We start from the raw sequence: 23,070 nt of genomic DNA, 5'->3' as shown, positions 1-23,070 counted from the left end.
TTTTGCCAGGGCTCCCGGCGACGCTCGCAGCAGTCAGTTGAGTGATTCGGCGGCCGCGGCGATGTCGTCGAGGTCGCCTTGCATCGCCTTGCGGGTGACGCGCATGCCGATCGGCCCGAGCACCGTCCAGGCGAGCCGCTGCAACACGCTCGGGGCCTGCTGCGCACCGGCGAAACGCATCGTGATCCGCGATCCGCCGTCTCGGGGCGTCACCTCGAAGGTCGTCGTGTAGTCGACGCCGCCGGCCTGCGCCCGCACCACGGTGGCGCGCGGCGGGTCGACGCTCTCCACCCACATCTCCTGGGCTTCGGACCGGCCGAACATCGTGCGGGTCTCGCGCCAGCGGGTGCCCGGTCCGTAGCCGTCCCCGCCGATCCGCTCGATGGACACGACCTGCGAGAGGTTGCGGGGGGCGTTGTCGAGATCGGTGAGTACGCGCCAGATCGCCTCGGGTGGGGCGTCGACGTCGCGGGTGAGCAGCAGTTCGTGGCCGGCCATGGGGGGAGCCTACGAGGCGCTGGCCGCACGCGTCGTCAGTGGCCGCCGCGATCGGCCGAGTCGGCCCGTCACCGCAAGGGCACGAAACGGTAGAACCCGAATGCCCGGCGATGAGCCGTTCCAGCGTCATCGACGTGGATGCGGACCATCCGGCCCTTGACGGGTACGACGAGCACGCCACACGGAGCGAGTTGATTGACAAGATCGGTGGGCACGTCGGTGGCCATCGCGGAGACGAGGATCCGGTCGAACGGTGCGCGATCCGGCGCACCGAGCACCCCGGGTGTCGCCGCCTCGATGCGCGCCCAATCCCGGCAGCTGGCGGCCAGGTTTCGAGTGCCGAAGGCGACGAGTTCGGGCTCGATCTCGAGGCCGAGCACCCGCCCTTTGGGCCCGCACAGATGGGCCAGCAGGGCCGTGCTCCAACCTGATCCCGAGCCGACGTCGAGGACGCGCGCGCCCGCCGGCACCTGCAGGTGCTCGAGCATGTCGCGCACCGTGCTCGGCTGGGAATTGGTCATGCCGCGAGCCAACGGCAGGGGCAGGTCATGGTGAGCCAGGTGGCGGACCGCGTCGGGCAGGTAATCCTGCCTCGGGGTGGCGGCGAAGGCCTCGTCGACGGCTGGATGGGCCTCGCGCGAGTGCTGATCGCCGGTCATCCCGACAGTCTCCCCCGAGCCTTGCGCCGGGCGCACCACTGCAGGTCAGGCAAGCCTTTCCGTAGATGACAGCCCCCGCCAGACGGGCCTAACCTGAGCGCTGACCACCACTCGTCGCCCTTGGAGCGGACCATGACAACACATTCGAACGAGGCCCACGGCGGCGCCCTGAGCCAGCGCCTCAACGCCCTGCGCGCCGGCGTCTTGGGCGCCAACGATGGGATTCTCTCGACGGCGGGCGTGGTGCTCGGGGTGGCCGGCGCGACGACGGATCAGACCCAGGTGTTGCTGGCGGGCATCGCGGCGCTGGTCGCCGGGGCGGTGTCGATGTCGCTCGGTGAGTACGTGTCGGTGAGCAGCCAGCGCGACAGCGAGAAGGCCCTCGTCGTCAAGGAGAGCCGCGAGTTGGCGACGATGCCGCAGGAGGAGTTGGCCGAGCTCGTGCAGCTCTACGAGGCCCGGGGACTCTCGAACGAGACCGCGACGGTGGTGGCGAACGAACTGACCGCCAAGGACGCGCTGCGCGCGCACCTGGACATCGAGCTGGGCATCGACCCGGACAACTACGTCAGCCCGACCGTGGCGGCCTTCTGGTCGGCCGCTGCCTTCGTCGCCGGAGGCCTGCTGCCGGTGCTGGCGGTGGTGTTGACAACGGCCGCCCTGCGCGTGCCGATCACGTATACCGCGGTGCTCATCGCCTTGGGTCTGACGGGGGCGCTGGGCGCCCGGCTGGGCGGGGCCCCACCCGGGCGCGCTGCGCTGCGGGTCGTGGTCGGTGGCGCCGTCGGTCTGCTCGTCACCTACGGCATCGGCTCGCTGGTCGGGGCGACGCTCGGCTGAGGCAGCGCCGACCGGCACCGCCTCAGCCGAGGCCGGCTACACCTGCACGACGCCGACGAGCACGGCTACGAGCAGCAGCACGAGCGAGAACGCCCACATGATGCCGAACGAGTAGCGAATGTGCTTGCCGACGTTGGCGCCCGCCAGGCCGAGCGCGAGCCACATGGCCGGCGCGTAGGGGCTGACGAAGCTGCCGATGATGTTGCCGATCATCAGCGCGTAGGCGGTGGAGGTCGTCGCCACGCCGAACTGGCCCGCGGTCGCGTCGACCAACGGCAGCACCGAGAAGTAGTAGGCGTCGGTGCTGGTCAGCAGGTCCAGGGGCACACCCAGGGCACCGACGATGAGGTGTAGGTAGGGGCCGACGCTGGCGGGGATCACGGCCAGCAGGGACAGGGCGATCGACTCCAGCATCCCCGACTCCCGCAGGACCCCCAGAAAGACGGCGGCCGAGATGATGACGGCGGCCATCATGAGGGCGTTCGGCGCGTAAGCCTTGAGTCGGTCCATCTGGGTCTGGGCGTGGGCGAAGTTCAGCGGCAGCGCCACCGCGACGCCGATGAGGAAGGTCAACGCCGGCGGCAGCCAGCCGGCCAGCATCACCGTGAGGACGATGGCGACAAGCACTACGTTGAGCCAGAAGACGACTCGATTGCGGTTGATCTTGCCTTCGACCTCGGCGCGGTCCTGGATCTGACGCTTGGTGAAGTCGTCGGCGATCTGGTGTACGTCGATGTTGTCGACCCGCTCGAACTCGCCGGCGGCGACGCCCTTGTCGATGCGGCGGATCTCCCGCAGCCCCAACAGCGCAGCCAGGCCCAGCAGCAGCGCCAGCCCGATGACCTGCACGATGAGCAGCGGCTGGTAGAGCTGTGCGGAGTCGATACCGGTGGCGGCGGCGGCACGCCCCAGCGGGCCACCCCACGGAACCATGTTCATGATCGAGGCGGACAGCGAGACCAGCAGCAGCAAGAGGTACTTGCTCATGTTCAGGGCGTTGTACAGCGGCAGCAGCGCCGGAATACAAAGGAGGAAGGTCGTGGCGCCCGCTCCGTCGAGATGCGCGATCGCACCGATGAGCACGGTACCCATCGCCACGAGGATGACCCGCCCGCGAGTCATCACGATGAGCGTTCGGATGAGCGGATCGAAGAGACCGGCGTCCGAGAGGATGCTGAAGAAGATGATCGCGAAGATGAACATCACGACGACGTTCATCACCGAGGACAGGCCCTCCGCGAAGAACTCCTGAATCTGGTCGAGCCCGAAGCCGGTCGCCAGCGCGCCGACGACCGGCACGAGGACCATCGCCACCACCGGGGCCACGCGGCCCCAGATGAGCAGGCCGACGGTGATGACGATGATCGACAGCCCGACGGCTGTGAGCAGAGTGCTGGGTTCTGTCATGACGCTCCCTTACGTAGTGACAGGCGTGGAGCCTGGATCCCGGCATCGGTGTGCTGCCCAGGCGACGATGCCTCGACTGTATACAGAACTGCGGTGATCTAACAAGAGCGTCGCGGGATACTTAGGATTCTTGTGCTCAGATACCTTCGAGGCTAGACAGCCGACGTGAGTTTATGTATACATAAACCATGACCACGCGTTCCATCACGGCAGCGGCCCGGGCGTACCAACGGCTGCGGGACGAGATCCTGGACGGCACGCTGGCCCCGGGTGACCCCCTGCTGGAGGTCGCTCAGTCGCAGCGGCTCGGCGTCTCCCGCACCCCCGTGCGAGAGGCCTTCGCGCTGCTCGTCAACGACGGCCTGGCCACCCCAACCGGCGGGCGGGGGCTAGTGGTCACCGACCTGGACCCTAGCGAGGCGGCGAGCATCTTCGAGATGCGCGCGACGCTGGAGCCCCAGGCGGCCAAGCTCGCCGCCCAGCGGGGGCAAACCGAGGTCTTCGAGGGCTTCGCCGCCGAGTTCGCGGCGTGGCACGCGGCGCTGGCGGGAGATCCGGCCCAGATCGCCGTGGACTCCTACTTCGAGACCATCGCCCGGTTCGACCGGGCAATTACCGAGGCGGCCGCCAACCGTTACCTGGCCCAGGCGCTGGAGACCCTGAACACGCACACCGCCCGGCTGCGGCGGCAGTCCAGCGCGAGCCTGGCCCGCATCAGCGCGTCCGCCGCCGAACACGCCCTCATCGCCAGCGCTATCGCGAACGGCGATCCCGACCTGGCCGTCCACGCCACCCACATCCACCTGCACGCCAGCCGCGAGCACTACGGACGCATCGCGGCATCCGCCCAATCCGACGAAAGGTAGTCATGCGCATTCACGAGGTTCGAGCCCACCGCAGCGAAGACCAACTCCCCCGCGAGCAGCAGCTGGCCTGGGCCATGGCGCAGGTCGCCGCCGACGAGGTCGCGGTCACCGCCGACGTCGAGGAGATGATCGTCAACCGGGTCATCGACAACGCCGCCGTGGCCGCCGCCGCGATCGGGCGGTCGGCACCGAGCACCGCCCGCGCTCAGGCGACCGCGCATGGCCCCAGCTCCGGTGGGATCGGCGCCACGGTCATGGGCCTGCCGGCGACGCAGCGCACGAGTCCCGAGTGGGCCGCGTGGGCCAACGGCGCCGCAGTCCGCGAGCTCGACTTTCACGACACCTACCTGGCCGCGGAGTACTCCCACCCGGGCGACAACATTCCGCCCGTGCTTGCCGTCGCCCAGCACTGCGGCCGCGACGGAGCCGACCTCGTGCGGGGCCTGGCCACGGGGTACGAACTGCAGATCGACCTGGTCAAGGCGATCAGCCTGCACAAGCACAAGATCGACCACGTCGCCCACCTGGGTCCCTCGGCCGCCGCCGGCATCGGCACGCTGCTGGGGCTGCCGGCCGACACGATCTACCAGGCCATCGGGCAAGCACTGCACACCACGACAGCGACTCGACAGTCCCGCAAGGGCGAGATCTCGTCGTGGAAGGCCTTCGCGCCCGGCTTCGCCGGCAAGGTCGCCGTCGAGGCCGTCGACCGCGCCATGCGTGGAGAGGGCAGCCCCTCCCCGATCTACGAAGGTGAGGACGGTGTCATCGCGTGGCTGCTCGACGGGCCCGATGCCCGCTACGAGGTTCCGCTGCCCGAACCCGGCGAGGCCAAGCAGGCGATTCTCGACAGTTACACCAAGGAGCACTCGGCCGAGTACCAGGCGCAGGCCTGGATCGACCTGGCCCGCAGCCTGCGCGCCGATCACCCACAGGTCGCCGACCCCCAAGCCGTCGAGTCGATCGTGGTGCACACCTCGCATCACACGCACTACGTCATCGGCTCCGGCGCGGGCGACCCGCAGAAGTACGACCCGCAAGCCAGCCGCGAAACCCTCGACCACTCGCTCCCGTACATCTTGGCCGTCGCTCTGCAGGACGGCCGCTGGCACCACGTCGACTCCTACGCCCGCGAGCGCGCCACCCGGCCCGACACCGTCGCCCTGTGGCGTTCGATCTCCACGGTCGAAAGCGACGACTGGACGCAGCGCTACCTGCGGGCCGACACCCCCTCCTACGGCGGTCGCGTCGTCGTGCAGTTGCGCGTCGGGGAGACGATCGAGCGCGAGATCGCCCTCGCCGACGCCCACCCGGGCGGCGCTCGCCCGTTCGCCCGCCCGCAGTACGTGCAGAAGTTCCGCACCCTGGCCGAGCCGGTCCTGGGCGAGGCGGAGGTCGAGCGCTTCCTCGACATCGCGCAGCGGCTGCCGGAGTTGACCGCGACGGAGCTGGCGCAGCTGACGTTCGTCGCCGCCCCCGGCCAGCTGCCGGAGAAGGGCCTCCCGGGCATGTTCTGAACCCCAGCGAACCCCTCTGACCCTTGAACCCGCCGGCGCGACCGGCTGACCGAACGGAGTTCCCGTGCTGTATTCGACCGCCACCCCCGAGGCCAAGAGGGCGACCCTGCGTGAGCGACTGGCCGCGGGCGAACTCGTCCGCCTGCCCGGCGCCGCCAATCCGCTGAGCGCCCGACTCATCGAACGCCACGGCTTCGAGGGCGTCTACGTCTCCGGGGCGGTGCTCAGCGCCGACCTGGGCCTGCCCGACATCGGCCTGACGACGTTGACCGAGGTCGCGGGCCGGTCGGGGCAGATCGCCCGCATGACCGACCTGCCGACCCTGGTCGACGCGGACACCGGCTTCGGTGAGGCGATGAACGTCGCTCGCACCGTGCAGGAGATGGAGAACGCCGGCATCGCCGGGCTGCACCTGGAGGACCAGGTCAACCCCAAGCGGTGCGGCCACCTCGACGGCAAGCAGGTCGTCGACGAGGAGGCCGCGCTGCGGCGGATCCGCTCGGCGGTCCAGGCGCGGCGCGACCCGAACCTGCTGATCGTGGCCCGCACCGACATCCGGGCCGTCGACGGTCTCGACGCCACGATCGAGCGGGCAACCCGGCTCGTCGAGGCCGGCGCCGACGCGATCTTCCCCGAGGCGATGCGCTCGCTGGAGGAGTTCGCGGCGGTGCGCGCGGCGATCGACGTGCCGATCCTGGCCAATGTCACCGAGTTCGGCCAGAGCGAGCTGTTCACCGAGGCGCAGCTGCGCGACGTCGGCGTGAACATGATCATCTGGCCGGTGTCGCTGCTGCGCATCGCGATGCACGCGATGGACGGGGCCCTTGGGGTGCTGTCGCAGGAGGGCGGCTTCGAGCGCCTGGTGCCGCAGATGCAGCACCGCCGGGAGCTGTACGACCTGCTCGACTACGAGGCCTACAACGCCTTCGACTCCGGCGTCTTCAACTTCTCGGTCCCCGGCTGAGCGATCACCCGGCTTCGTTGCTCGTCGTCGGGGTCGCTAGACCTCGACGACTCCGACGAGGACCGCGACCAGCAGCAGCACGATCGAGAAGGCCCACATGATGCCGAACGAGTAGCGGATGTGCTTGCCGACGTTGGCTCCCGCCAGACCCAGCGCGAGCCACATGGCCGGTGCGTAGGGGCTGACGAACGTACCGATGATGTTGCCGATCATCAGCGCGTAAGCGGTCGAGGCGGTCGGCACACCGAACTGGCTGGCGGTGGCGTCGACCAGCGGCAGCACCGAGAAGTAGTACGCGTCGGTGCTGGTCAGCACATCGAGCGGCACCCCGAAGGCGCCGACGATGAGGTGCAGGTACGGGCCGACCGCCGCGGGGATCACCCCGAGCAGCGACAAGGCGATGGACTCCAACATCCCCGACTCGTTGAGCACGCCCAGGAAGACCGCGGCGGAGATGATGACGGCCGCCATCATGAGGGCGTTCGGCGCGTACTCCTTGAGCTGGTCCATCTGGGTCTTGGCCTGCGAGAAGTTCAGCGGCAGGGCGACGGCGACACCGATGAGGAACGTCAGTGCCGGCGGCAGCCAGCCGGCGAGCATCACGGTCAGCACGATGGCGACGAGCAGCACGTTGAGCCAGAAGACGATGCGATTGCGGTTGATCTTGTCTTCGACGTGGGCACGTGCCTCGATCTGGCGCTTGGTGAAGTCGTCGGCGACCTGGTGCACGTCGATGTTGCCGACGGCCTCGAACTCACCGGCCTCGACACCCTTGTCGATCCGGCGGATCTCCCGCAGCCCCAGCAGCGTCGCCAGGGTCAGCAGCAGCACCAGGCCGATGCCCTGCACGACCATGAGCGGTTGGTAGAGCTCCACGGGGTCGATCTCGGTGACGGCGGCCGCGCGCCCCAGGGGCCCACCCCACGGGACCATGTTCATGATCGACGCGGACAGCGAGATGAGCAGCAGCAACAGGTACTTGCTCATGTTCAGCGCCTTGTACAGGGGCAGCAGCGCCGGGATCGTCAGCAGGAAGGTGGTGGCACCGGCGCCGTCGAGGTGCGCGATCGCGCCGATGAGCACCGTGCCGATACACACCAGAACCACTCGACCTCTGGTCATCAAGATGAGCGTTCGGATCAGCGGATCGAAGAGCCCGGCATCCGAAAGGATGCTGAAGAAGATGATCGCGAAAATGAACATCACGACGACGTTCATCACCGAAGACAGGCCACCGGCGAAGAACTCCTGCAGCTCGGACAGGTCGAAGCCGATGGCCAGGGCACCGACGACCGGCACGACGACCATCGCCACGATCGGTGCGACCCGGCCCCAGATGAGCAGGCCCACCGTGACCGCGATGATGAGCAGACCCGTTGTGGTGAGCAGAGTGTCGGGCTCCGTCAACGTCGTTTCCGTGAGCATGGGCGTCTCCCTGAGGTGTTCGACATCGTCGTCTGCGGTCGCGCTCACCCACCGATAGGCCACAGCAGATTTCGGCGCGCAGCCGACCCTATCGACGGTCTGGAGAATTACTCGTGGGACTTTGCACCCATTCTTCGATAAAGGCCGACCACCTGGAATCTCCATTTACTGCCAAGACTTCTTGGCCTTTACCGTTTGCCTGCCTTGTCTGCAGGCAGGAGTCCGCGGACCGGTGGTGCAGCAACTCTTGTCGGTGGTCGGTGGTCGGTGGTGGGATCGGTCCATGGCTGAGGTGAGAGATGTGACGCAGGATGTGGGGGTCCCGCAGGCCGACGTGGTGCTCGGGGCGGACGGGCTGGCGCGGCCGGTGTGGGCGTCGAAGGACCCCCTGCTGCGCGAGTACTACGACACCGAGTGGGGCATGCCCGTGCGCGACGAGCGCGGGGTCTTCGAGCGGTTGTCGCTGGAGGCCTTTCAGTCGGGTCTCTCGTGGGCGACGATCCTGCGCAAGCGACCCGGGTTTCGCGCCGCGTTCGAGGGCTTCGATCCCGACCGGGTAGCCGGTTACGGGGAGTCGGCGGTCGCACGACTCATGGGCGATGCCGGGATCGTGCGCAACCGGCGCAAGATCGAGGCGACGATCGGCAATGCGCGGGCCACGGTGGCCTGTCGCGACAGGGAAGGGCTCGCGACCCTCGTGTGGTCGTTCCAGCCCGAACAGACGCCGCGCCCGCAGGTGGCGGCCGACGTGCCGAGCAGCTCGCCGGAGTCCGTAGCGCTGGCCAAGGAGCTCAAGCGTCGCGGGTTCGCCTTCGTCGGGCCGACCACGGTGTTCGCGCTGATGGAGGCCATCGGGATCGTCGACACCCACCTGGTCGGCAGCCACCGTCGCGGCAGCTCCGGGGTATGGCCGCATTAGGTGCAGCCGCGATGGTGGTCGGGGTCAGGAGCGATCGTGGCCGCCGCGGCCGAAGAACTCGGCGAGGCTGATCGTTCGGTCGTCGCGCTCGGCGGGAGCGCGGTGCTTACGTCGGCCGAAACGACCCGGGCGCGGCGCGTCAGCAGCCGCCACCGCGTGCTCGGCGGCCTCGCCCTGCGCCTGCGCCGCGGCCGCGGCGTCCTCGTCGAGCTCGTGCTCCCAGCTCGCGTTCTGCGCCTCGTCACCCTCGGGGCGATAGACGTCTTCGTCGGAGTCCGCGGCGGCGGCCACTCGCAGGTCGGTCACGACCAGACCGTTGGCGTCGCTGCTCCAGGTCCGCGTCACCTCGGTGTGGGCGATGTTCAGTTCCCAGTCGGGCAGCTCCAGCAAGGCCTGCTCGGTCAACCGGCTACCGGGCAGGATCGTGGCGGCCAGGGTGAGCTCGCGACCGCGCTCGCGCGCCATGTCGAGCAGCAGGTCGACCTGGTCGCGGTCCGGCGCCGAGAGGGCCGCCAGGTCGACCCGCTGCTTGCGCAGCGGCGCCAGTCGTGCAGCCGCCCGCACGATCTCGGGGGTCCGGGCGGCGTAAAGGTGCACGAGCAGCGCCATCTCGCCGATGAGGTCGCGGTTGCGGGAGGCCTGCCACAGCACGCCGGGTGGGTCATCGGGGTGCGTCGAGGGGAGATCGCCGGTCGTCAGCTGCAGGCGCACGATGTGCCAGGCGTAGTTCTGCCCCTCGTGCAGCAGCAGCACCCAGCGCGGCTGGATGCCCGGATCGCTACGGTGCTTGGTCCCCACGACGATGTGAGCCGTCACCGCACTCATCTGCGCGCCACCCTTCACCGCCTGGAGATCTCCCCTTTCAGATCGGCCGCAGGGCGGCGAACCATAGCGTCAGACAGAGGTTTTCGCCTCCGGTCTGCGACCCCAGTAGTCCTCAGGCCAGCAGGAGGTCCAGGCCGTGCAGCAGGCCGTGGGCCCACCAGGCGTAGTCGTGGCCGCCGCGGAACTCCCGGTAGTCCACCAGCAGCCCGGCCGCCCGGGCCGCATCGCGCCAGGCCCGGCCGTGCGCGGCCTGGTCTCGCTCGTCGGTGCCGACCTGCACGACGATGCGACCCGGCCTCGCCCGGCCGCACAACCCCGTCAGACCCAGCGCGCCGGATCGGGACAGCAGATAGGTCAGCAGATCGCCGGGCTCGGTACGCGGATCGTCGGGTGCCATACCTCAGCGGTGCCACAGCGACGCCGACTGCAGGATCGCCGCACCGGCCAGATCGGGTCGGCAGGTGGCCAAGGATGCCGCCGCCAATCCCCCGTAGGACTGGCCGGCGACGATCACCTGTTCCGGATCGAACGGGCGACGCAGGCGGCCACCGACCGCGTCGAGCACCCCGGCCAGCAGCACCTGGGCCCGCTGCAGGTTGGTAAGGTCCCGCGCTCTGCGGCTCACGTCGAGGGTGTCGACGAGGGCCACGTGGACGACCGGTAGGTACCGCTGCAGCGCCTCGACCAGCCCCATGCGCACCCAGGCCGCCTCGTCGAAGAGCACGAGCAGCGGAGCCTGCCCGGCCGGCCCCACGGATCGCGGGGGTCACGCACCAGAGCGATACGCCGATCGGGCAGCCGCAGCTCCTCCTGCTCGCGGACGGTGACCGTCGGGGCGCACGGGCTCCACGCCGGATGGGCCGGCACTCGTGGACCGAGCAGCACCGAGGACGGGCCGAGACGCGGGTGGTCGATGCGAAGCGGGTTGAGCGGGTCCACAGCCGGCGACCGAGGACGCCCGGACGGGCCTGCCCGACTGCCTACTGCACGGGCTCGGCGCCGGCGGCCACCAGCACCTCGTTGAAGGCGCGGACGGCGCGGCAGCCGCACTGCACCTGCGCCGGAAAGGGCACTTGCAGGTCGCTGACGCCTCCCGCCTGGTAGACGCGGACATCAAGACCTCTCTCGTGGGCGCGCAGCGCGCGCACCCGCGCCTGCGCACCGAGCCGGAAGCGGGTGGCCACGACCAGCTCGACCTGGTCGCAGTGGTGCGCGTCGAGGTGGGCGATCCACTCGCTCTCCCAGCCCGCGAGGAAGTCCGGATTCGCCACGGCGAAGTCCTCGACCGCCACCGGCGTCGACGGATAGGTGCCCGGCGGGACGTAGGAACGCAGCATGACGGACTCCGGCACGAACCGGGCGAAGGGGCCACCCCCAGGCATCCCCAGAAACGAGGCCCAGGGCTCGGCCAGCCCGCGCGCGTCCAGATGAACGCGGCCGCGCAACTGAACGGAGCCGCGCTGGCGATCCGGTTGCGGCACCGGGCACACGTCGACCGCCACGAGGTCGAGCAGCGGCGAAGGCGATCCCGCCTCGAGATAGCGCTGACAGTCGCCGACCATCATGTCGGGACGGCAGATGACCGATCCGTCGGTGTCGACCAGGTGCTTGCCGACGGTGCGCATGTCGCCGAGCACCCCGATTTCCACGGGGCTGCTGGTGGCAAGGATGGTGCGCGCACGTCGCGCGTTGGCGGCCAACCGGTGAGAAGGGGGGACATTCACGCCGCTTAGGTTAGCCTTACCTAACTATCGACGCAACGTCTCGCCGGTCTCCGCTCAGGGTGAACCCCTGCAGAACGCGCTGGCCACGAACTCGGCCCTGGGCTGGACCATCGCTGGGCCCAGCTGGACCATCACCGACCCACTGGACAACAACTCGAGCAGTTGTCCAGTGGGGCTCGCGGTTGTCCAGTGCGAGGCTGCGAGTCACAGCAGCCGTTGGGCTAGATCGGGCACGTCCTCGGGGTGGACCGGCCCGAGCCACTCACCGTCGGGGTGGACGACGACAACCGGCGCGCGATTGCAGGGGAAGAGGCAGGACGTCTGCGTGAGCAGGACGCCGTCGTCGAGCCGCTTCGCCCTGCGCAACTGCTCGGTGAGGGCCTGGGCCACCACATCGGCGCCGCGGGCGTTGCAGCGGGGACCGCGACACAGCAGCACATGCCGGTCGTGCGGCGGCGGCTCGCTCCAGGCCGGGCTGTGCAGCGGCGCCTCGTCGCCGGTGACGTCCCGCCACTGCAGTCGAGTCAGCGTCGGCGGGTCAAGCCGGGCCTGAGCGCCGACCGCCGTCTGCACCCGCATGGCCGCCTGCCGTGTCGCCGCGCTGCTGCGCACCCAGTGCCCGGCGACCCGCCGGACCCACGACGGCCCGGTCTCGCGCGCGGCTGTGGTCACCGCGACCAGCCGGGCCTGCGGGCACCCGTCAGCGGCCAGCTCGTCCAGCATCCGCACGAGCGGAGTCAGGGTCGCACCCTGTAGGGCGGCGAGCCGGGCACCGGAGCGGGCCGCGTCCACCTCATGCCGGGCCGCATTGTCGAGGTCGGTCAGTGACACCAGCACTGCCACGACGACGCCGCTCCCGCTCACCCTCACCACGCGCCCTCCAGCTGATCGGGGCGCACGAGACCGGACCAGCTCATGCGCAGTCGGTCGGTGTGCTGCACCCGCGCCCGCACCGAGAAAACCTCCGCAACGAGACGTTCGCTGAGCACCTGCGCCGTGGGGCCGGCGGCCACGAGGCGACCCTCGTCAAGAACGACGAGGTCGTCACAGAACGCGGCGGCCAGATCGAGATCGTGCAGCACCGCCACCGTGGTGACGCCCAACCCGGCGACCGTCTGCAGCAGCGCGATCTGATGCCGTAGGTCCAGGTGATTCGTCGGCTCGTCCAGCAGTAGGAGCCGGGGTCGCTGCGCGATCGCCCGGGCCAGTTGGGCGCGCTGGCGCTCCCCACCGGAGAGCGTGGGCCACTTTCGGTGCGCCAGATGCCCGACGCTCGCGACGGCCAGCGCCTGCGCAACCGCGTCGGCGTCCCCGTCCTTACTCCCCGGCCAGCGACCCACATGGGGGATTCGGCCCAGCTCGACGACCTGGCGCACGGTGAGCTCCAGCGTCGTCTGCGGATGCTGCTCGACCAGCGCGACCAGTTGGGCGCGGCGCCGAGACGACAACCGGGCCGCGTCGGCCTCCGCGTAGTGCACGGTGCCCTGAGTGGGCCGGCGCAACCCCGCGATCAGGTGCAACAGCGTCGTCTTGCCCGACCCGTTGGGTCCCACGACCCCGGTCAGACGCCCCGGCTCGACCGCGACATCGAGCGGACGTAGCACGGGCACGGCCTCTCGACCGCGGCCCGCGGACCACCCCAGCGACTGTGTCGTCACCCGCATCGGCGCACCGCCCTCACGATCGCCGCCCTCATGATCGTCGGGCCTGTCTGCGCAGCAGCACCACGAGCACCGGCGCCCCCACCGCGGCCGTGACGATGCCGACGGGGATCTCCTGCCCGGGGGCCGCCGAACGCGCGACGGTGTCCGACCACAGCATGAGCAGCCCGCCGGCCAGCGCGGAGACCGGTAGCAGAATGCGGTGGGCGGGGCCCGTGATGAGCCGCACGATGTGCGGAATCGTCAAGCCCACGAAGCCGATCGGCCCGACAACCGCCACCGTCCCCGCAGTGACGAGGGCGCACCCGGCCAGCAACGACCAACGGACGCGGGTCACGGCGATCCCCAACGACCGGGCCGAGGTCTCCCCGAACGCGAAGCCGTCGAGGGTCGAGGCGGCAGCGGTAAGCACGAGCACCGTGACGAGCGCCAGCGCGGCGAGAAAGATCGCGTGGTCGCTGCGGACACCGGCGAACGACCCCAGCGTCCATTGCAGCACCGCCCGCGCCCCGTCGCGGCCCCCGAAGACCATGACGATCAGCGACGTCGCCGCCCCGGCGAGCTGACCCACCGCGACCCCCGCGAGGATCGTCCGGGCCGGCGGCAACTCACCCGACCGTCCCGTGGCCAGCGCCAACACCACGAGTAGCGCGACGAGAGCCCCGACGAAGGCGCTGCTGGCCACCCGCACCGTCTCCGGCAGGCCGGGCAGCGACCAGCCGAGGATGATCGCGGACACGGCACCCGTGGCGGCGCCGCTGGAGATGCCCAGCAGGTAGGGGTCGGCGAGTTCGTTGCCCGTCAAGGCCTGCAGCACCACCCCGCACTGAGCCAGGCCGACGCCGACGCAGATCGCCGCCAAGACCCGCGGCAGGCGCAGCTCCCAGACGATGCGATCCGCAATGACGGTCACCTCGGCCCCCGCGCTCAGGTGCATCCGACGCGCGACGACCTGCAGCACCTCGGCCGCGGACAGGTTGACCGAGCCCACGCCCAGGGCGAGCACGGCGCTGCCGAGGATCGCGACGCACAGGGCGCCGACCAGCACGATGCGGACGCCGGTGGCCGACGACCTAGGTGCAGCCGGGTGCAGCATGGGCGGTCAGCGGGCCGGTAGCTGCGCGAGCTGCTCGCTGACGTGTGCCGCGCCGTCGACGAGGCGGGCGCCGGGGGTGGTCTCGGAGAAGGGGACGACCACGTAGCGCTTGTCGCGCACCGCCGCCAACTGGCTCAGCGTGGCATCGGCGGCCAGGTAGTCCTGCTTCTCCTTGGCGGTGCTCCACGACGCCTCGGCGAACACGATGACATCCGGCTCGGCTGCGACGACCTTCTCCCAGGAGCCGTCGGCCCAGCCTGAGTCCTTGACGTCGCCGAAGATGTTGGTGGCCCCGACGGCGTCGACGATGAGCTGCGGCCCGCCGCCGCCAGTCCCGACGAAGGGTGTTTGCGTGTTGGAGTCGTACCAGAAGATCTTCAGGCCTTCCCCGGCCTTCTTCGCCTTGACCTCCTCAAGCTGGGTCCGCTGCTCAGAGATGACCTGCTGCGCCTTGTCGGGCACGCCGAAGATGGTGGCGACATCGGTGATCTCGGCCCAGCCGCTGTCGAAGGTGGCGTCAGCCTTGGGGGTGCCCTTCGGGCAACCGAAGGGGCTGATGTAGGTGTTGATGCCCTCGGTCTTCAGCTCGGCGCGGGTGCCGACGGCCTTGTCGGTGAAGGCGCTGGAGTAGGCGGCGTAGGCGAAGTCGGGGGTGGCCGCGAGGAACTGCTCCTTGCTCGGATACTCCTTGGCGAGAACCGGGATCGAGTCGTAGGCCTGCTGGTACTGACTTGCCACGGCGTCGTCCAGGTAGGCCGTACCCGCCATCCGATCGGCCAGGCCTAGGGCGAGGGCGACCTCGGTGGCGCCCTGGTTCAGGGTCACGAGCCGCTGCGGAGGGGTGTCGACCGTGACCTTTTCGCCACAGTTGTCCAAGACACCGGGGCGGCCGAAGTCGTCGCGGCAGCGCCGGTGTTCGCGGCGCCGGAACTCTCGGGGGCTCCGGCGCAGGCACTGAGCGTAAGGAGGGTAGCCAGCGCGCTCGCGCAGAGAAAGGGAACGCGTGGGGAAAGTCGAGACATGAGGTACCTCGTGGCGATCGTGAGCCTGCGTCGCGAGGCTCGGAATCGGTCGCGCCTGCGTGTTACAGGCGGTCACCAGCAGGTCTTCGGACTCGGCTTCATCCGGCGCGAGACGCCTTCCCAGAGTCGTGTGACCCCAGTGACGTCGTGTCTCGACCGTCTGCCTCACCGCTGCGCGTCAGTCCCGGATTCGCACCGGATTCCCTGGCCCATTCGGGCGGCTGGTGGCCGAAACGGTAGCAGACGGCCGCCTCGGTCAGGTCCTCGACCGGCGCGGGAAAGCGGCTACCTCAGCTCCCTCCAGTACTGCCGAAGCCCGAGTGTGCGCGGCCCTCCCGCGTAACCTGACGACCATGACCCCCGACAGAGCTGGTCGCGTGCTGCGCGACGAACTCTGTGTGTTCGGTCCGTTCGTTGCGGTCGAGACCCACGACGACGACGCGATGCCCACACCGCCCTGGCTGCCGCTGACCGACCTACTCACGCGCGCGGACGCAATCGAGGCGCGAGTTGCCGCCGTCGCCGCTGCCCTCGGGGAGCGCCGACCGGCCGGCGCGGCGGGCCCGATCGATGCGCGTGTTGCGGCGTCGGTGGCACACCTGGGAATCGTCGCGCGGTTGCTGGCCCCCGTCATCGCGACCCGCGCCATACCGTTGCCCGAGCCGCTCGACATCGACCCCGACCCGGGGTCCATCTGGTGGCAGGACGTGCTGGGTGGCCCGGTGCCGCTGTCGGTGGTGGCCCGGCCGGCACCCACCTCCGGCACGCAGGCGGGGTCGGTGCCCGATCGCATCCCCATCGGAGTCGAGGCGCTCACGGTGCTCATGGCCGACCGGCATCGGCTGGGGCAGGCGGTCGCCTGGGGCAACGTCGGCTCGGCCGCCAACGGCGCCGCAAACAGCGTCGCCCGGGCCCGACCCGACCTGGCCAGCGCCGCCCGATCCGCCGCCGACGACACTCTGCGCGACCCCCGCGTCGACGGCGGCAGCACCCGCAGCGGCGCGGGCTACCGCCGCCGCAGCTGCTGCCTCATCTACCGCCTCGCCGCAGACCGTCAGGCAATCTGCGGCGACTGCGTCCTGCAACAGTCGGCCTGACCCCTCCGGGGAGGAGCGCAGGCATCGGGCAGCACGGCAGTGTGAATCAGCACGATCGTGCCGGTTTGCGGGCGATTCGCGGTTGACGACCAACTTGACCACCGAACCAGCACGATCGTGCCGCTCAACCTTGTATCCGCCCCGACTGAACGGACATCATTGGCAAATCGGCACGATCGTGCTGATCCAACGAAGGGAGCGTGATGGGCGAGGGCGGTACTCCGAGGGAGCAGACGGCTGACGACAAGTCAGCCGACAACCCCCGCGCCGGCGAGTCGGCGCCCACCCTGGGTGAGCAGGTGCGCCGCCGCCGACTCGAGCTCGGGCTCCTCCAGGCCGAAGTCGCCGACCTGGCGGGAGTCTCGGAGCGTTTCGTCCGCGCGGTCGAACACGACAAGGCGACGATCCGCCTCGACAAGCTGCGGCCCCTCCTTGAGGTGCTCGGCCTCGAGCTGACCGCCCGCCTGCGGAGCACCACGTGAACGACCCACGCCGGGTCACTCAGGCCGATGTGCTCGTCGGGGGTCGACCGCTCGGACGGTTGCGTAAAACGTCTCGATGAGTCGCTGGCTGCCCTCAGGCGCGCTGACGGTGCCGTCGGTCATGCCGGCTTCGACCTCTGCGCGGGCTGCGCGCACCTGCGGGGAGGAGCGCAGGGCGTCGAGCAGTTCGCTCTCCGTGAGGGTGTGCAACCACGAGCGCTGCTGGTCGGCCCGACGCTGCGCCAGCGAACCGGCCTCGACAAGGGCTGCGCGGTGCGCGGTGACCTTCTCCCACACCTCGTCCAGACCGTCTCCGGTCAGGGCGCTGCAGGTCAGAACTTCCGGCGCTTTCGCCGAGTCCCCCGTCATGAGCCGCATCGCGCCCCGCAGTTCGCGGGCGCACACCCGGGCCTCGCCGGCCTGGTCACCGTCGGCCTTGTTGACCGCGATGACGTCGACCCGCTCGAGGATGCCGCGTTTGATGCCCTGCAGCTGGTCACCGGCGCGGGCCAGCGCGAGCATGAGGAACGTGTCGACCATGTCGCCGACCGCCACCTCGGACTGGCCCACCCCGACGGTCTCGACGATGACGACGTCGAAGCCGGCCGCCTCCAGCACCGTCATCGACTCCCGCGTCGCGCGCGCCACCCCGCCGAGCTGCCCGCCCGACGGGGAGGGCCGCACGAACGCGTTGTCGCTGGCCGCCAACTCGGCCATCCGCGTGCGATCACCGAGAATGCTGCCACCGGTGCGCGACGAACTGGGGTCGACGGCCAGCACCGCCACCTTGTGCCCGGCCCGCACCAGGCGGCTACCGAGGGCGTCGATGAAGGTCGACTTACCCGCGCCGGGCACCCCGGAGATGCCCACCCGCACGGCCTGTCCGGCGGCCGGCAGCAGCCGCTGCAGCAGCAGCCGGGCTCGCTGGCGGTGGTCGGGTCGGGACGATTCGACGAGGGTGATGGCGCGGGCCAGCTGCAACCGCCGGCCCGCGAGGACTCCCTCGACCAGGATGTCGACGTCGTAAGGGTCTGCCACGAGGCTGCCTAGGAGGTCGCCGAGCTGGTGGCCGAGTCGCCGGTCGAGTCGCCAACCGAGTCACCCTCGAGTCGCTCCAGCAGCCGGTGCAGCAGACCGACCGCGGCCTCGGTGATGACCGTGCCGGGCGGGTAGATCTCGTCCGCACCGGCGGCCCGCAGCTCGTCGAAGTCCTGGGTGGGGATCACGCCGCCGACGACGATCATGAGGTCCTCCAACCCCTGCCCGTCGAGCTCCTTGCGCAGCGCCGGCACGAGGGTCAGGTGCCCCGCGGCCAGCGACGACACCCCGACGACGTGCACGTCGGCCTCCAGGGCCTGCCGCGCGACCTCCGCCGGGGTCTGGAACAGCGGGCCCACGTCGACGTCGAAACCGAGGTCGGCGAAGGCCGTCGAGATGACCTTCTGCCCGCGGTCGTGCCCGTCCTGGCCCATCTTGGCCACGAGGATGCGCGGCCGGCGACCCTGCGACTTCTCGAACTCCGCGACGAGGTCGCGCGCCTGCGCCACCGCCTCCACGCCCTCGGCCTCCTTCGAATAGATCCCGCTGATCGTGCGGATCTGCGCCGTGTACCGCCCGAACTCCCGCTCCAGGGCCTCCGACATCTCACCGACCGTCGCCTTGGCCCGCGCCGCGTCGATCATCAACGCCATGAGGTTGTCGCCGCCCGGGTTGGCCGCCGCGTGCGTGAGCCGCGCCAGCGCCTGGGCCACCGCCTCGTCGTCGCGCTCGGCCTTGAGCCGCTCGAGCTTGGCCAGCTGGCTGCGCATCACGCCGGCGTTGTCGACCTTGAGCACCTCCAAGGGCTCGTCGCCCTCGATCTGGTACTTGTTCACGCCGATCACCGGCTGCCGCCCGGCGTCGATGCGGGCCTGCGTGCGGGCCGCGGCCTCCTCGATGCGCAGCTTGGGGATGCCGGCCTCGATCGCCTTGGCCATGCCGCCGGCCGCCTCGACCTCACTGATGTGCTGCCACGCGCGACGCGCCAGGTCACCGGTGAGCTTCTCGACGTAGGCGCTGCCGCCCCACGGGTCGATGACCCGGCACGTGCCCGACTCCTGCTGCAAGAACAGCTGAGTGTTGCGGGCGATGCGCGCGGAGAAGTCCGTCGGGAGGGCGATCGCCTCGTCGAGGGCATTGGTGTGCAGCGACTGCGTGTGCCCCTGCGTGGCGGCCATCGCCTCGATACACGTGCGGATGACGTTGTTGAACACGTCTTGGGCGGTCAGCGACCAGCCCGAGGTCTGACTGTGCGTGCGCAGCGACATCGACTTGTCGTTCTTGGGGTCGAAATCGCGCACGAGGCGCGCCCACAACAGGCGGGCCGCCCGCATCTTGGCGACCTCCATGAAGAAGTTCATGCCGATCGCCCAGAAGAAGCTCAACCGCGGCGCGAACGCATCGACATCGAGGCCCGCGGTGCGGCCCGCGCGGATGTACTCCACCCCGTCCGCCAACGTGTAGGCGAGCTCGAGATCGGCGGTCGCCCCCGCCTCCTGCATGTGATAGCCGGAGATGGAGATCGAGTTGAACCGCGGCATGTTCGCGCTGGTGAACGAGAAGATGTCGGAAATGATCCGCATGCTCGGCGTCGGCGGGTAGATGTAGGTGTTGCGGACCATGAACTCTTTGAGGATGTCGTTCTGAATGGTCCCCGAGAGCTGCGCCGGGCTCACGCCCTGCTCCTCGGCGGCGACGACGTAGAGCGCCAGCACCGGCAGCACCGCGCCGTTCATCGTCATCGACACGCTCATGCGGTCCAGCGGGATGCCGTCGAACAGCGTGCGCATGTCGTAGATCGAGTCGATCGCCACGCCGGCCATGCCCACGTCGCCGGCGACCCGCGGGTGGTCGGAGTCGTAGCCGCGGTGCGTGGCCAGGTCGAACGCGACCGACAGGCCTTTCTGCCCGGCCGCGAGGTTGCGCCGATAGAACGCGTTGGACTCCTCCGCGGTCGAGAACCCTGCGTACTGGCGGATCGTCCACGGCTGGCTGGCGTACATCGTCGAATACGGGCCGCGCAGGAACGGCGGCGCGCCCGGCACGGTCTGCAAGAAGTCGAGACCGGCCAGGTCGTCATCGGTGTACAGCGGCGGCACGAGAATGTGCTCCGGCGTCTGCCAACCGCTGCTGTACGAGGCGTTGCTCTCGACGAGGTCGGCCCAGCGCTGCGCGGAGTCCGACGGCGGGTTGCCGTCACCGAGGTCGACGGCGTCGAACCGGGGGATGGTGCTCATCAGGCGTCCTTCCTGGCCGTCACGAGGTCGGGGTTGTCAGCGGTCTCGGGTGCGCCGAGCAGGTCGAGGATCGACGTCAAGGCGGTCACGACATCCATGCCCGCGAACAGCGCGTCGTCGACGACTCCCGCGTCGTCACCGAGTTCTTTGGCGTTGCCAGCGATGTACAGGCGCTCGACGCCGGCGTCCCGCAGCGCGGCGGCGACAGCGCCGCCGGACTCGGCGTACTGCCCGGCCGACGAACACAGCACCGCGACGCGCGCGCCGGCCTCCTTGGCCTGGGCGGCGATCTCTTCGGGGGTACCGCCCTCGCTGCGCGGAGTGGCCAACCCAGCCACCGCCAGCAGCGCGCTGATGAACGTCTCGCGGGCGCCGAACTCGCGCCGCGGGCCGAGACAGGCCAGGAACACTGCGGGCGGCTGCCCGTGCTGCGCGGCGTGCGCCAGCGAGCGGTCGCGCAACGCCTCGAAGATCTCGGAGTCGCGGCGCGGCACCAACCCGTCGCCCTCCGGTCGCGGTGATCGGGCCACGCGCGTGAGTGGCTGCTCATCGACCTGGGGAAACATGCTGACGCCCGTCAACGGCAACGAGCGGGTGGCCAGGCGCCGGTCGCGCTCCTTGCTGGTCGCGTCGATGCGCTCGCGCACCGCACCCGAGGCGACCGCGTCGATCATGCCGCCGGACCCCTCCACCTCACCGAAGATCGCCCACGCGGCGCGGGCCAACTCGTCGGTCAACGTCTCGACGTACCAACTGCCGCCGGCCGGGTCGAGCACGCGACCGACGTTGGACTCCTCCGCGAGCAAGATGCCGGTGTTGCGGGCGATGCGGCGGCTGAACGCGTCGGGTAGCCCGATGACCGTGTCGAACGGCAGCACGGTGATGGCCTCGGCCGCGCCCGCCGCCGCACCGAAGCAGGCGATTGTCGTGCGCAGCATGTTGACGTAGGGGTCGTCGCGGCTGAGCATCCGCCACGACGTCACGGCGTGCAGCCGGGCGCCGCGCTGCGCTGCTGGCACCCCGCACTCCTCGCCGACGCGGGCCCACAACCGGCGCAACGCCCGCAGTTTGGCGATGGTGACGAATTCGTCGGCCGTCGCGTTGACGCGGAACTCGATCTGCCCGAACGCGCTCGCCGGGTCGATGCCGTGCTGCTCCAACAGCCGCAAGTACTCGACGCCGGTGGCGACCGCGAACGCGATCTCCTCCACGTCGCCGGCGCCCGCGTCGTGGTAGGGCCGCAGGTCGACCGAGATCGCCCGCACCTGCGGGTAGTCGGCGACGCAGTCGGCCGCGGCCGCGAGCATCGGCTCGGGCTCGAACGCCGCCCCCGTGCGCGCCACGTGGCCCAGCGGGTCGAACCCGAGGTTGCCGCGAGCCTGCCGGGTCACCAGACCGCGATCGCGCCACACTGCGCGCAGCGCGTTCGCCGCCGCGGCCTGATCGGAGGCGCTCGTCACCTCGATCGGAGCCAGGTCGAGGAGCACCTCGGCGAGCACCGCGCCCAGATCCTCAGGGCACACCGCGTGCTCACCGACCTCGAACCACAACGACGTGACGCCGTGCTCGAGGTCGGTCAGGACCGCCTTACGGGTGACCGCAGCGTCGGGATCGTCGTAGAGCGCCCGCACCCCCCACGGCACGTGCGCCGGCCGGTAGCCGCTGCCCCGGGTGAACGGCATGACGCCCGGGTGCCCCGTCGGCGCGATCTGATCGCCGGGCTCGTACAGCGGGTCGATGGCCACGCCGTCGACCGTGCTCGTGCGCAGCCGGGCCTCGGCGGCCGGACCGTCGAACGCCCGGTCGGCGGGGCGCCCTCGGTTGAGCACCTTGGCGACCAAGCCCTGCCACTGCTCGTGGTTCAACTCGGGAAAGCCGTCTGCCAGCGACGGTGTGATGTCATCGGTTTCGTCCACGGAGGTCACGTTCGCTCTTGCCTTTCGCGTGCAGGGATGACGATTAGAGGATCAGGCAGGGCGCGTGCCGTGGCCTTTCACGGCAGACTATGGGACCGCATGCGCACCCGAAAGGACCAATAGGCCCGACCCGTTCTGGGCGGACGTGGGCCGCCACCCGGCGCGCAACAGCACCGGCAACGCCAACGAGTCATGGGTGACGGCGACGTCGGCCCACGGCAGGTCGCTCTCGGCGAGGATGGCGGCGACGAGCTCGGTCGCGATGTCGTGCGCCAGCCCGGTGTCCAGCTGGTTCGAGACGACGATCGGGTCGATGCGCAGCAGGTGGTCGTGCTGCGCGCTCGCCGCGAAGCCCACGAGCCGGGCATCGAGCGCGGCCGTGATGAGGGCGAAACCAGGCTGCTCACCGGCCGCCAACAACCGGTCGGGCAGGGCGAGCGCGGAGGCGTGAATCGCCTCAAGGTGCTCGGAGAGGGCCGCGACACCCATGGCGTCGTAACGGCGAAGCGTCGCGGATCCGTGCGACGTGAGGAGAACGGCGGACATGTCAGACCTCCCAATGCTGCTCTCGGGAGCTGCGCGAACCCTGGCGACGCTCCGGCATCGCACAGCAGCCGCGCCGTCCCTCGAGGCGGTGAGTGCGGGCGCGCCGCGCGGGAGCGCGACGCACTGGCAGGTCTTCGGACTCGCGGGCACGTCGATCGAGCTGCCGATCGGGCTCCTACTGGCCGTCGCTTCCCAGGTGGTCGTCCCAGTGCGTAATACGGCGGTCGTTCCCACTCACCGCTGCGGGGGCAGTCCCGGATTCACACCGGATTCCCTCTTACGACTCCCGCCCGAGGGCGGGAGAACCAGCATCGCCACTCTATCCCGGTGC

At 70.1% G+C, this 23,070-nt stretch carries 23 protein-coding genes and 2 riboswitches; of the genes, 7 read left to right on the top strand and 16 right to left on the bottom strand.

Annotation, left to right across the window (positions count from 1 at the left end):
- Nucleotides 1–33: 33 nt before the first annotated feature.
- Complete coding sequence (locus KILIM_RS04750; RefSeq protein ID WP_006591496.1) at nt 34–498, bottom strand: SRPBCC family protein; 465 nt, start codon at nt 496–498, stop codon at nt 34–36.
- A gap of 68 nt (nt 499–566) precedes the next feature.
- The gene (locus KILIM_RS04745) at nt 567–1,157 is read right to left on the bottom strand and encodes a protein-L-isoaspartate O-methyltransferase family protein (RefSeq protein ID WP_051988638.1); all 591 of its coding nucleotides are present in this window, start codon (nt 1,155–1,157) and stop codon (nt 567–569) included.
- Nucleotides 1,158–1,289: 132 nt separating this feature from the next.
- Between KILIM_RS04745 and KILIM_RS04740 the strand changes: the two genes are divergently transcribed.
- Nucleotides 1,290–1,997 (top strand): VIT1/CCC1 transporter family protein, encoded by a 708-nt coding sequence (locus KILIM_RS04740; RefSeq protein ID WP_006591494.1) that lies wholly within the window; start codon nt 1,290–1,292, stop codon nt 1,995–1,997.
- 36 nt (nt 1,998–2,033) lie between these two features.
- Here KILIM_RS04740 and KILIM_RS04735 read toward each other — a convergent pair whose 3' ends face one another.
- A complete protein-coding gene (locus KILIM_RS04735; protein WP_006591493.1) occupies nt 2,034–3,404 on the bottom strand; it encodes a citrate:proton symporter in 1,371 nt (456 codons plus the stop codon).
- Between the two features lie 188 nt (nt 3,405–3,592).
- Between KILIM_RS04735 and KILIM_RS04730 the strand changes: the two genes are divergently transcribed.
- From KILIM_RS04730 to prpB, 3 genes are all read left to right on the top strand, one after another.
- Nucleotides 3,593–4,270 (top strand): GntR family transcriptional regulator, encoded by a 678-nt coding sequence (locus KILIM_RS04730; RefSeq protein WP_006591492.1) that lies wholly within the window; start codon nt 3,593–3,595, stop codon nt 4,268–4,270.
- A 2-nt stretch (nt 4,271–4,272) separates the two neighbouring features.
- The gene (locus KILIM_RS04725; RefSeq protein ID WP_040562252.1) at nt 4,273–5,787 is read left to right on the top strand and encodes an MmgE/PrpD family protein; all 1,515 of its coding nucleotides are present in this window, start codon (nt 4,273–4,275) and stop codon (nt 5,785–5,787) included.
- Between the two features lie 64 nt (nt 5,788–5,851).
- Nucleotides 5,852–6,751: a methylisocitrate lyase gene (prpB, locus tag KILIM_RS04720; protein ID WP_006591490.1), complete on the top strand. Its 900-nt coding sequence runs from the start codon at nt 5,852–5,854 to the stop codon at nt 6,749–6,751.
- Nucleotides 6,752–6,787: 36 nt separating this feature from the next.
- On the opposite strand, the gene KILIM_RS04715 is transcribed toward prpB, so the two are convergent.
- Nucleotides 6,788–8,176, bottom strand: a complete 1,389-nt coding sequence (locus KILIM_RS04715; RefSeq protein WP_006591489.1) for a citrate:proton symporter — start codon at nt 8,174–8,176, stop codon at nt 6,788–6,790.
- A gap of 283 nt (nt 8,177–8,459) precedes the next feature.
- Here KILIM_RS04715 and KILIM_RS04710 point away from each other — a divergent pair, with 283 nt between their 5' ends.
- Nucleotides 8,460–9,095 (top strand): DNA-3-methyladenine glycosylase I, encoded by a 636-nt coding sequence (locus KILIM_RS04710; RefSeq protein WP_051988645.1) that lies wholly within the window; start codon nt 8,460–8,462, stop codon nt 9,093–9,095.
- 24 nt (nt 9,096–9,119) lie between these two features.
- Here KILIM_RS04710 and KILIM_RS04705 read toward each other — a convergent pair whose 3' ends face one another.
- The 8 genes from KILIM_RS04705 to KILIM_RS04670 all read right to left on the bottom strand — a co-directional run bounded on the left by KILIM_RS04705 (nt 9,120) and on the right by KILIM_RS04670 (nt 15,226).
- Nucleotides 9,120–9,920, bottom strand: a complete 801-nt coding sequence (locus KILIM_RS04705) for a hypothetical protein (protein ID WP_157551465.1) — start codon at nt 9,918–9,920, stop codon at nt 9,120–9,122.
- Nucleotides 9,921–10,032: 112 nt separating this feature from the next.
- Nucleotides 10,033–10,317 carry a hypothetical protein gene (locus KILIM_RS04700; protein WP_006591486.1) on the bottom strand — a complete coding sequence of 95 codons (285 nt, stop codon included), beginning with the start codon at nt 10,315–10,317 and terminating at the stop codon, nt 10,033–10,035.
- A 3-nt stretch (nt 10,318–10,320) separates the two neighbouring features.
- Nucleotides 10,321–10,644, bottom strand: a complete 324-nt coding sequence (locus KILIM_RS04695) for an alpha/beta hydrolase (protein ID WP_157551463.1) — start codon at nt 10,642–10,644, stop codon at nt 10,321–10,323.
- 256 nt (nt 10,645–10,900) lie between these two features.
- The gene (locus KILIM_RS04690; RefSeq protein ID WP_006591484.1) at nt 10,901–11,644 is read right to left on the bottom strand and encodes a hypothetical protein; all 744 of its coding nucleotides are present in this window, start codon (nt 11,642–11,644) and stop codon (nt 10,901–10,903) included.
- A 204-nt stretch (nt 11,645–11,848) separates the two neighbouring features.
- Complete coding sequence (locus KILIM_RS04685) at nt 11,849–12,517, bottom strand: (2Fe-2S) ferredoxin domain-containing protein (RefSeq protein WP_006591483.1); 669 nt, start codon at nt 12,515–12,517, stop codon at nt 11,849–11,851.
- Complete coding sequence (locus KILIM_RS04680; RefSeq protein ID WP_006591482.1) at nt 12,511–13,308, bottom strand: ABC transporter ATP-binding protein; 798 nt, start codon at nt 13,306–13,308, stop codon at nt 12,511–12,513. The genes KILIM_RS04685 and KILIM_RS04680 overlap by 7 nt, the downstream gene beginning before the upstream one ends.
- A gap of 28 nt (nt 13,309–13,336) precedes the next feature.
- Nucleotides 13,337–14,401: a FecCD family ABC transporter permease gene (locus KILIM_RS04675; protein ID WP_006591481.1), complete on the bottom strand. Its 1,065-nt coding sequence runs from the start codon at nt 14,399–14,401 to the stop codon at nt 13,337–13,339.
- Between the two features lie 6 nt (nt 14,402–14,407).
- The gene (locus KILIM_RS04670) at nt 14,408–15,226 is read right to left on the bottom strand and encodes an ABC transporter substrate-binding protein (RefSeq protein WP_217997050.1); all 819 of its coding nucleotides are present in this window, start codon (nt 15,224–15,226) and stop codon (nt 14,408–14,410) included.
- 257 nt (nt 15,227–15,483) lie between these two features.
- Nucleotides 15,484–15,664, bottom strand: a riboswitch (cobalamin riboswitch).
- Between the two features lie 112 nt (nt 15,665–15,776).
- Here KILIM_RS04670 and KILIM_RS04665 point away from each other — a divergent pair.
- Both KILIM_RS04665 and KILIM_RS04660 read left to right on the top strand, forming a co-directional pair.
- Nucleotides 15,777–16,520 carry a (2Fe-2S)-binding protein gene (locus KILIM_RS04665; protein ID WP_083875915.1) on the top strand — a complete coding sequence of 248 codons (744 nt, stop codon included), beginning with the start codon at nt 15,777–15,779 and terminating at the stop codon, nt 16,518–16,520.
- Nucleotides 16,521–16,723: 203 nt separating this feature from the next.
- On the top strand, nt 16,724–17,002 hold the full coding sequence (locus tag KILIM_RS04660) for a type II toxin-antitoxin system Y4mF family antitoxin (protein WP_006591478.1): 279 nt from the start codon (nt 16,724–16,726) through the stop codon (nt 17,000–17,002).
- A gap of 15 nt (nt 17,003–17,017) precedes the next feature.
- On the opposite strand, the gene meaB is transcribed toward KILIM_RS04660, so the two are convergent.
- The 4 genes from meaB to KILIM_RS04640 all read right to left on the bottom strand — a co-directional run bounded on the left by meaB (nt 17,018) and on the right by KILIM_RS04640 (nt 22,739).
- A complete protein-coding gene (meaB, locus tag KILIM_RS04655; RefSeq protein WP_006591477.1) occupies nt 17,018–18,040 on the bottom strand; it encodes a methylmalonyl Co-A mutase-associated GTPase MeaB in 1,023 nt (340 codons plus the stop codon).
- An 8-nt stretch (nt 18,041–18,048) separates the two neighbouring features.
- Nucleotides 18,049–20,277 (bottom strand): methylmalonyl-CoA mutase, encoded by a 2,229-nt coding sequence (gene scpA, locus KILIM_RS04650; RefSeq protein ID WP_006591476.1) that lies wholly within the window; start codon nt 20,275–20,277, stop codon nt 18,049–18,051.
- Nucleotides 20,277–22,193 carry a methylmalonyl-CoA mutase small subunit gene (gene mutA / locus KILIM_RS04645; protein ID WP_255247608.1) on the bottom strand — a complete coding sequence of 639 codons (1,917 nt, stop codon included), beginning with the start codon at nt 22,191–22,193 and terminating at the stop codon, nt 20,277–20,279. The genes scpA and mutA overlap by 1 nt, the downstream gene beginning before the upstream one ends.
- An 87-nt stretch (nt 22,194–22,280) precedes the next feature.
- Entirely contained in the window at nt 22,281–22,739 is a 459-nt protein-coding gene (locus tag KILIM_RS04640; protein ID WP_006591474.1) for a hypothetical protein, read from the bottom strand.
- A gap of 108 nt (nt 22,740–22,847) precedes the next feature.
- A riboswitch (cobalamin riboswitch) is annotated at nt 22,848–23,062 on the bottom strand.
- Between the last annotated feature and the right edge of the window lie 8 nt (nt 23,063–23,070).

Source organism: Kineosphaera limosa NBRC 100340 (assembly GCF_000298215.1).
GTDB lineage: Bacteria > Actinomycetota > Actinomycetes > Actinomycetales > Dermatophilaceae > Kineosphaera > Kineosphaera limosa.
This window is presented reverse-complemented; position numbering and strand designations above follow the sequence as displayed.

What these genes read in the sequence shown, in the direction of transcription:
- KILIM_RS04705 (WP_157551465.1), bottom strand. Translation starts at nt 9,920, where the DNA reads ATGAGTGCGGTGACGGCTCACATCGTCGTGGGGACCAAGCACCGTAGC.
- KILIM_RS04665 (WP_083875915.1), top strand. Translation starts at nt 15,777, where the DNA reads ATGACCCCCGACAGAGCTGGTCGCGTGCTGCGCGACGAACTCTGTGTG.
- KILIM_RS04640 (WP_006591474.1), bottom strand. Translation starts at nt 22,739, where the DNA reads ATGTCCGCCGTTCTCCTCACGTCGCACGGATCCGCGACGCTTCGCCGT.
- KILIM_RS04740 (WP_006591494.1), top strand. Translation starts at nt 1,290, where the DNA reads ATGACAACACATTCGAACGAGGCCCACGGCGGCGCCCTGAGCCAGCGC.
- KILIM_RS04715 (WP_006591489.1), bottom strand. Translation starts at nt 8,176, where the DNA reads ATGCTCACGGAAACGACGTTGACGGAGCCCGACACTCTGCTCACCACA.
- KILIM_RS04680 (WP_006591482.1), bottom strand. Translation starts at nt 13,308, where the DNA reads ATGCGGGTGACGACACAGTCGCTGGGGTGGTCCGCGGGCCGCGGTCGA.
- KILIM_RS04730 (WP_006591492.1), top strand. Translation starts at nt 3,593, where the DNA reads ATGACCACGCGTTCCATCACGGCAGCGGCCCGGGCGTACCAACGGCTG.
- KILIM_RS04750 (WP_006591496.1), bottom strand. Translation starts at nt 498, where the DNA reads ATGGCCGGCCACGAACTGCTGCTCACCCGCGACGTCGACGCCCCACCC.
- KILIM_RS04700 (WP_006591486.1), bottom strand. Translation starts at nt 10,317, where the DNA reads ATGGCACCCGACGATCCGCGTACCGAGCCCGGCGATCTGCTGACCTAT.
- scpA (WP_006591476.1), bottom strand. Translation starts at nt 20,277, where the DNA reads ATGAGCACCATCCCCCGGTTCGACGCCGTCGACCTCGGTGACGGCAAC.
- KILIM_RS04660 (WP_006591478.1), top strand. Translation starts at nt 16,724, where the DNA reads ATGGGCGAGGGCGGTACTCCGAGGGAGCAGACGGCTGACGACAAGTCA.
- KILIM_RS04675 (WP_006591481.1), bottom strand. Translation starts at nt 14,401, where the DNA reads ATGCTGCACCCGGCTGCACCTAGGTCGTCGGCCACCGGCGTCCGCATC.
- KILIM_RS04745 (WP_051988638.1), bottom strand. Translation starts at nt 1,157, where the DNA reads ATGACCGGCGATCAGCACTCGCGCGAGGCCCATCCAGCCGTCGACGAG.
- KILIM_RS04710 (WP_051988645.1), top strand. Translation starts at nt 8,460, where the DNA reads ATGGCTGAGGTGAGAGATGTGACGCAGGATGTGGGGGTCCCGCAGGCC.
- KILIM_RS04735 (WP_006591493.1), bottom strand. Translation starts at nt 3,404, where the DNA reads ATGACAGAACCCAGCACTCTGCTCACAGCCGTCGGGCTGTCGATCATC.
- KILIM_RS04725 (WP_040562252.1), top strand. Translation starts at nt 4,273, where the DNA reads ATGCGCATTCACGAGGTTCGAGCCCACCGCAGCGAAGACCAACTCCCC.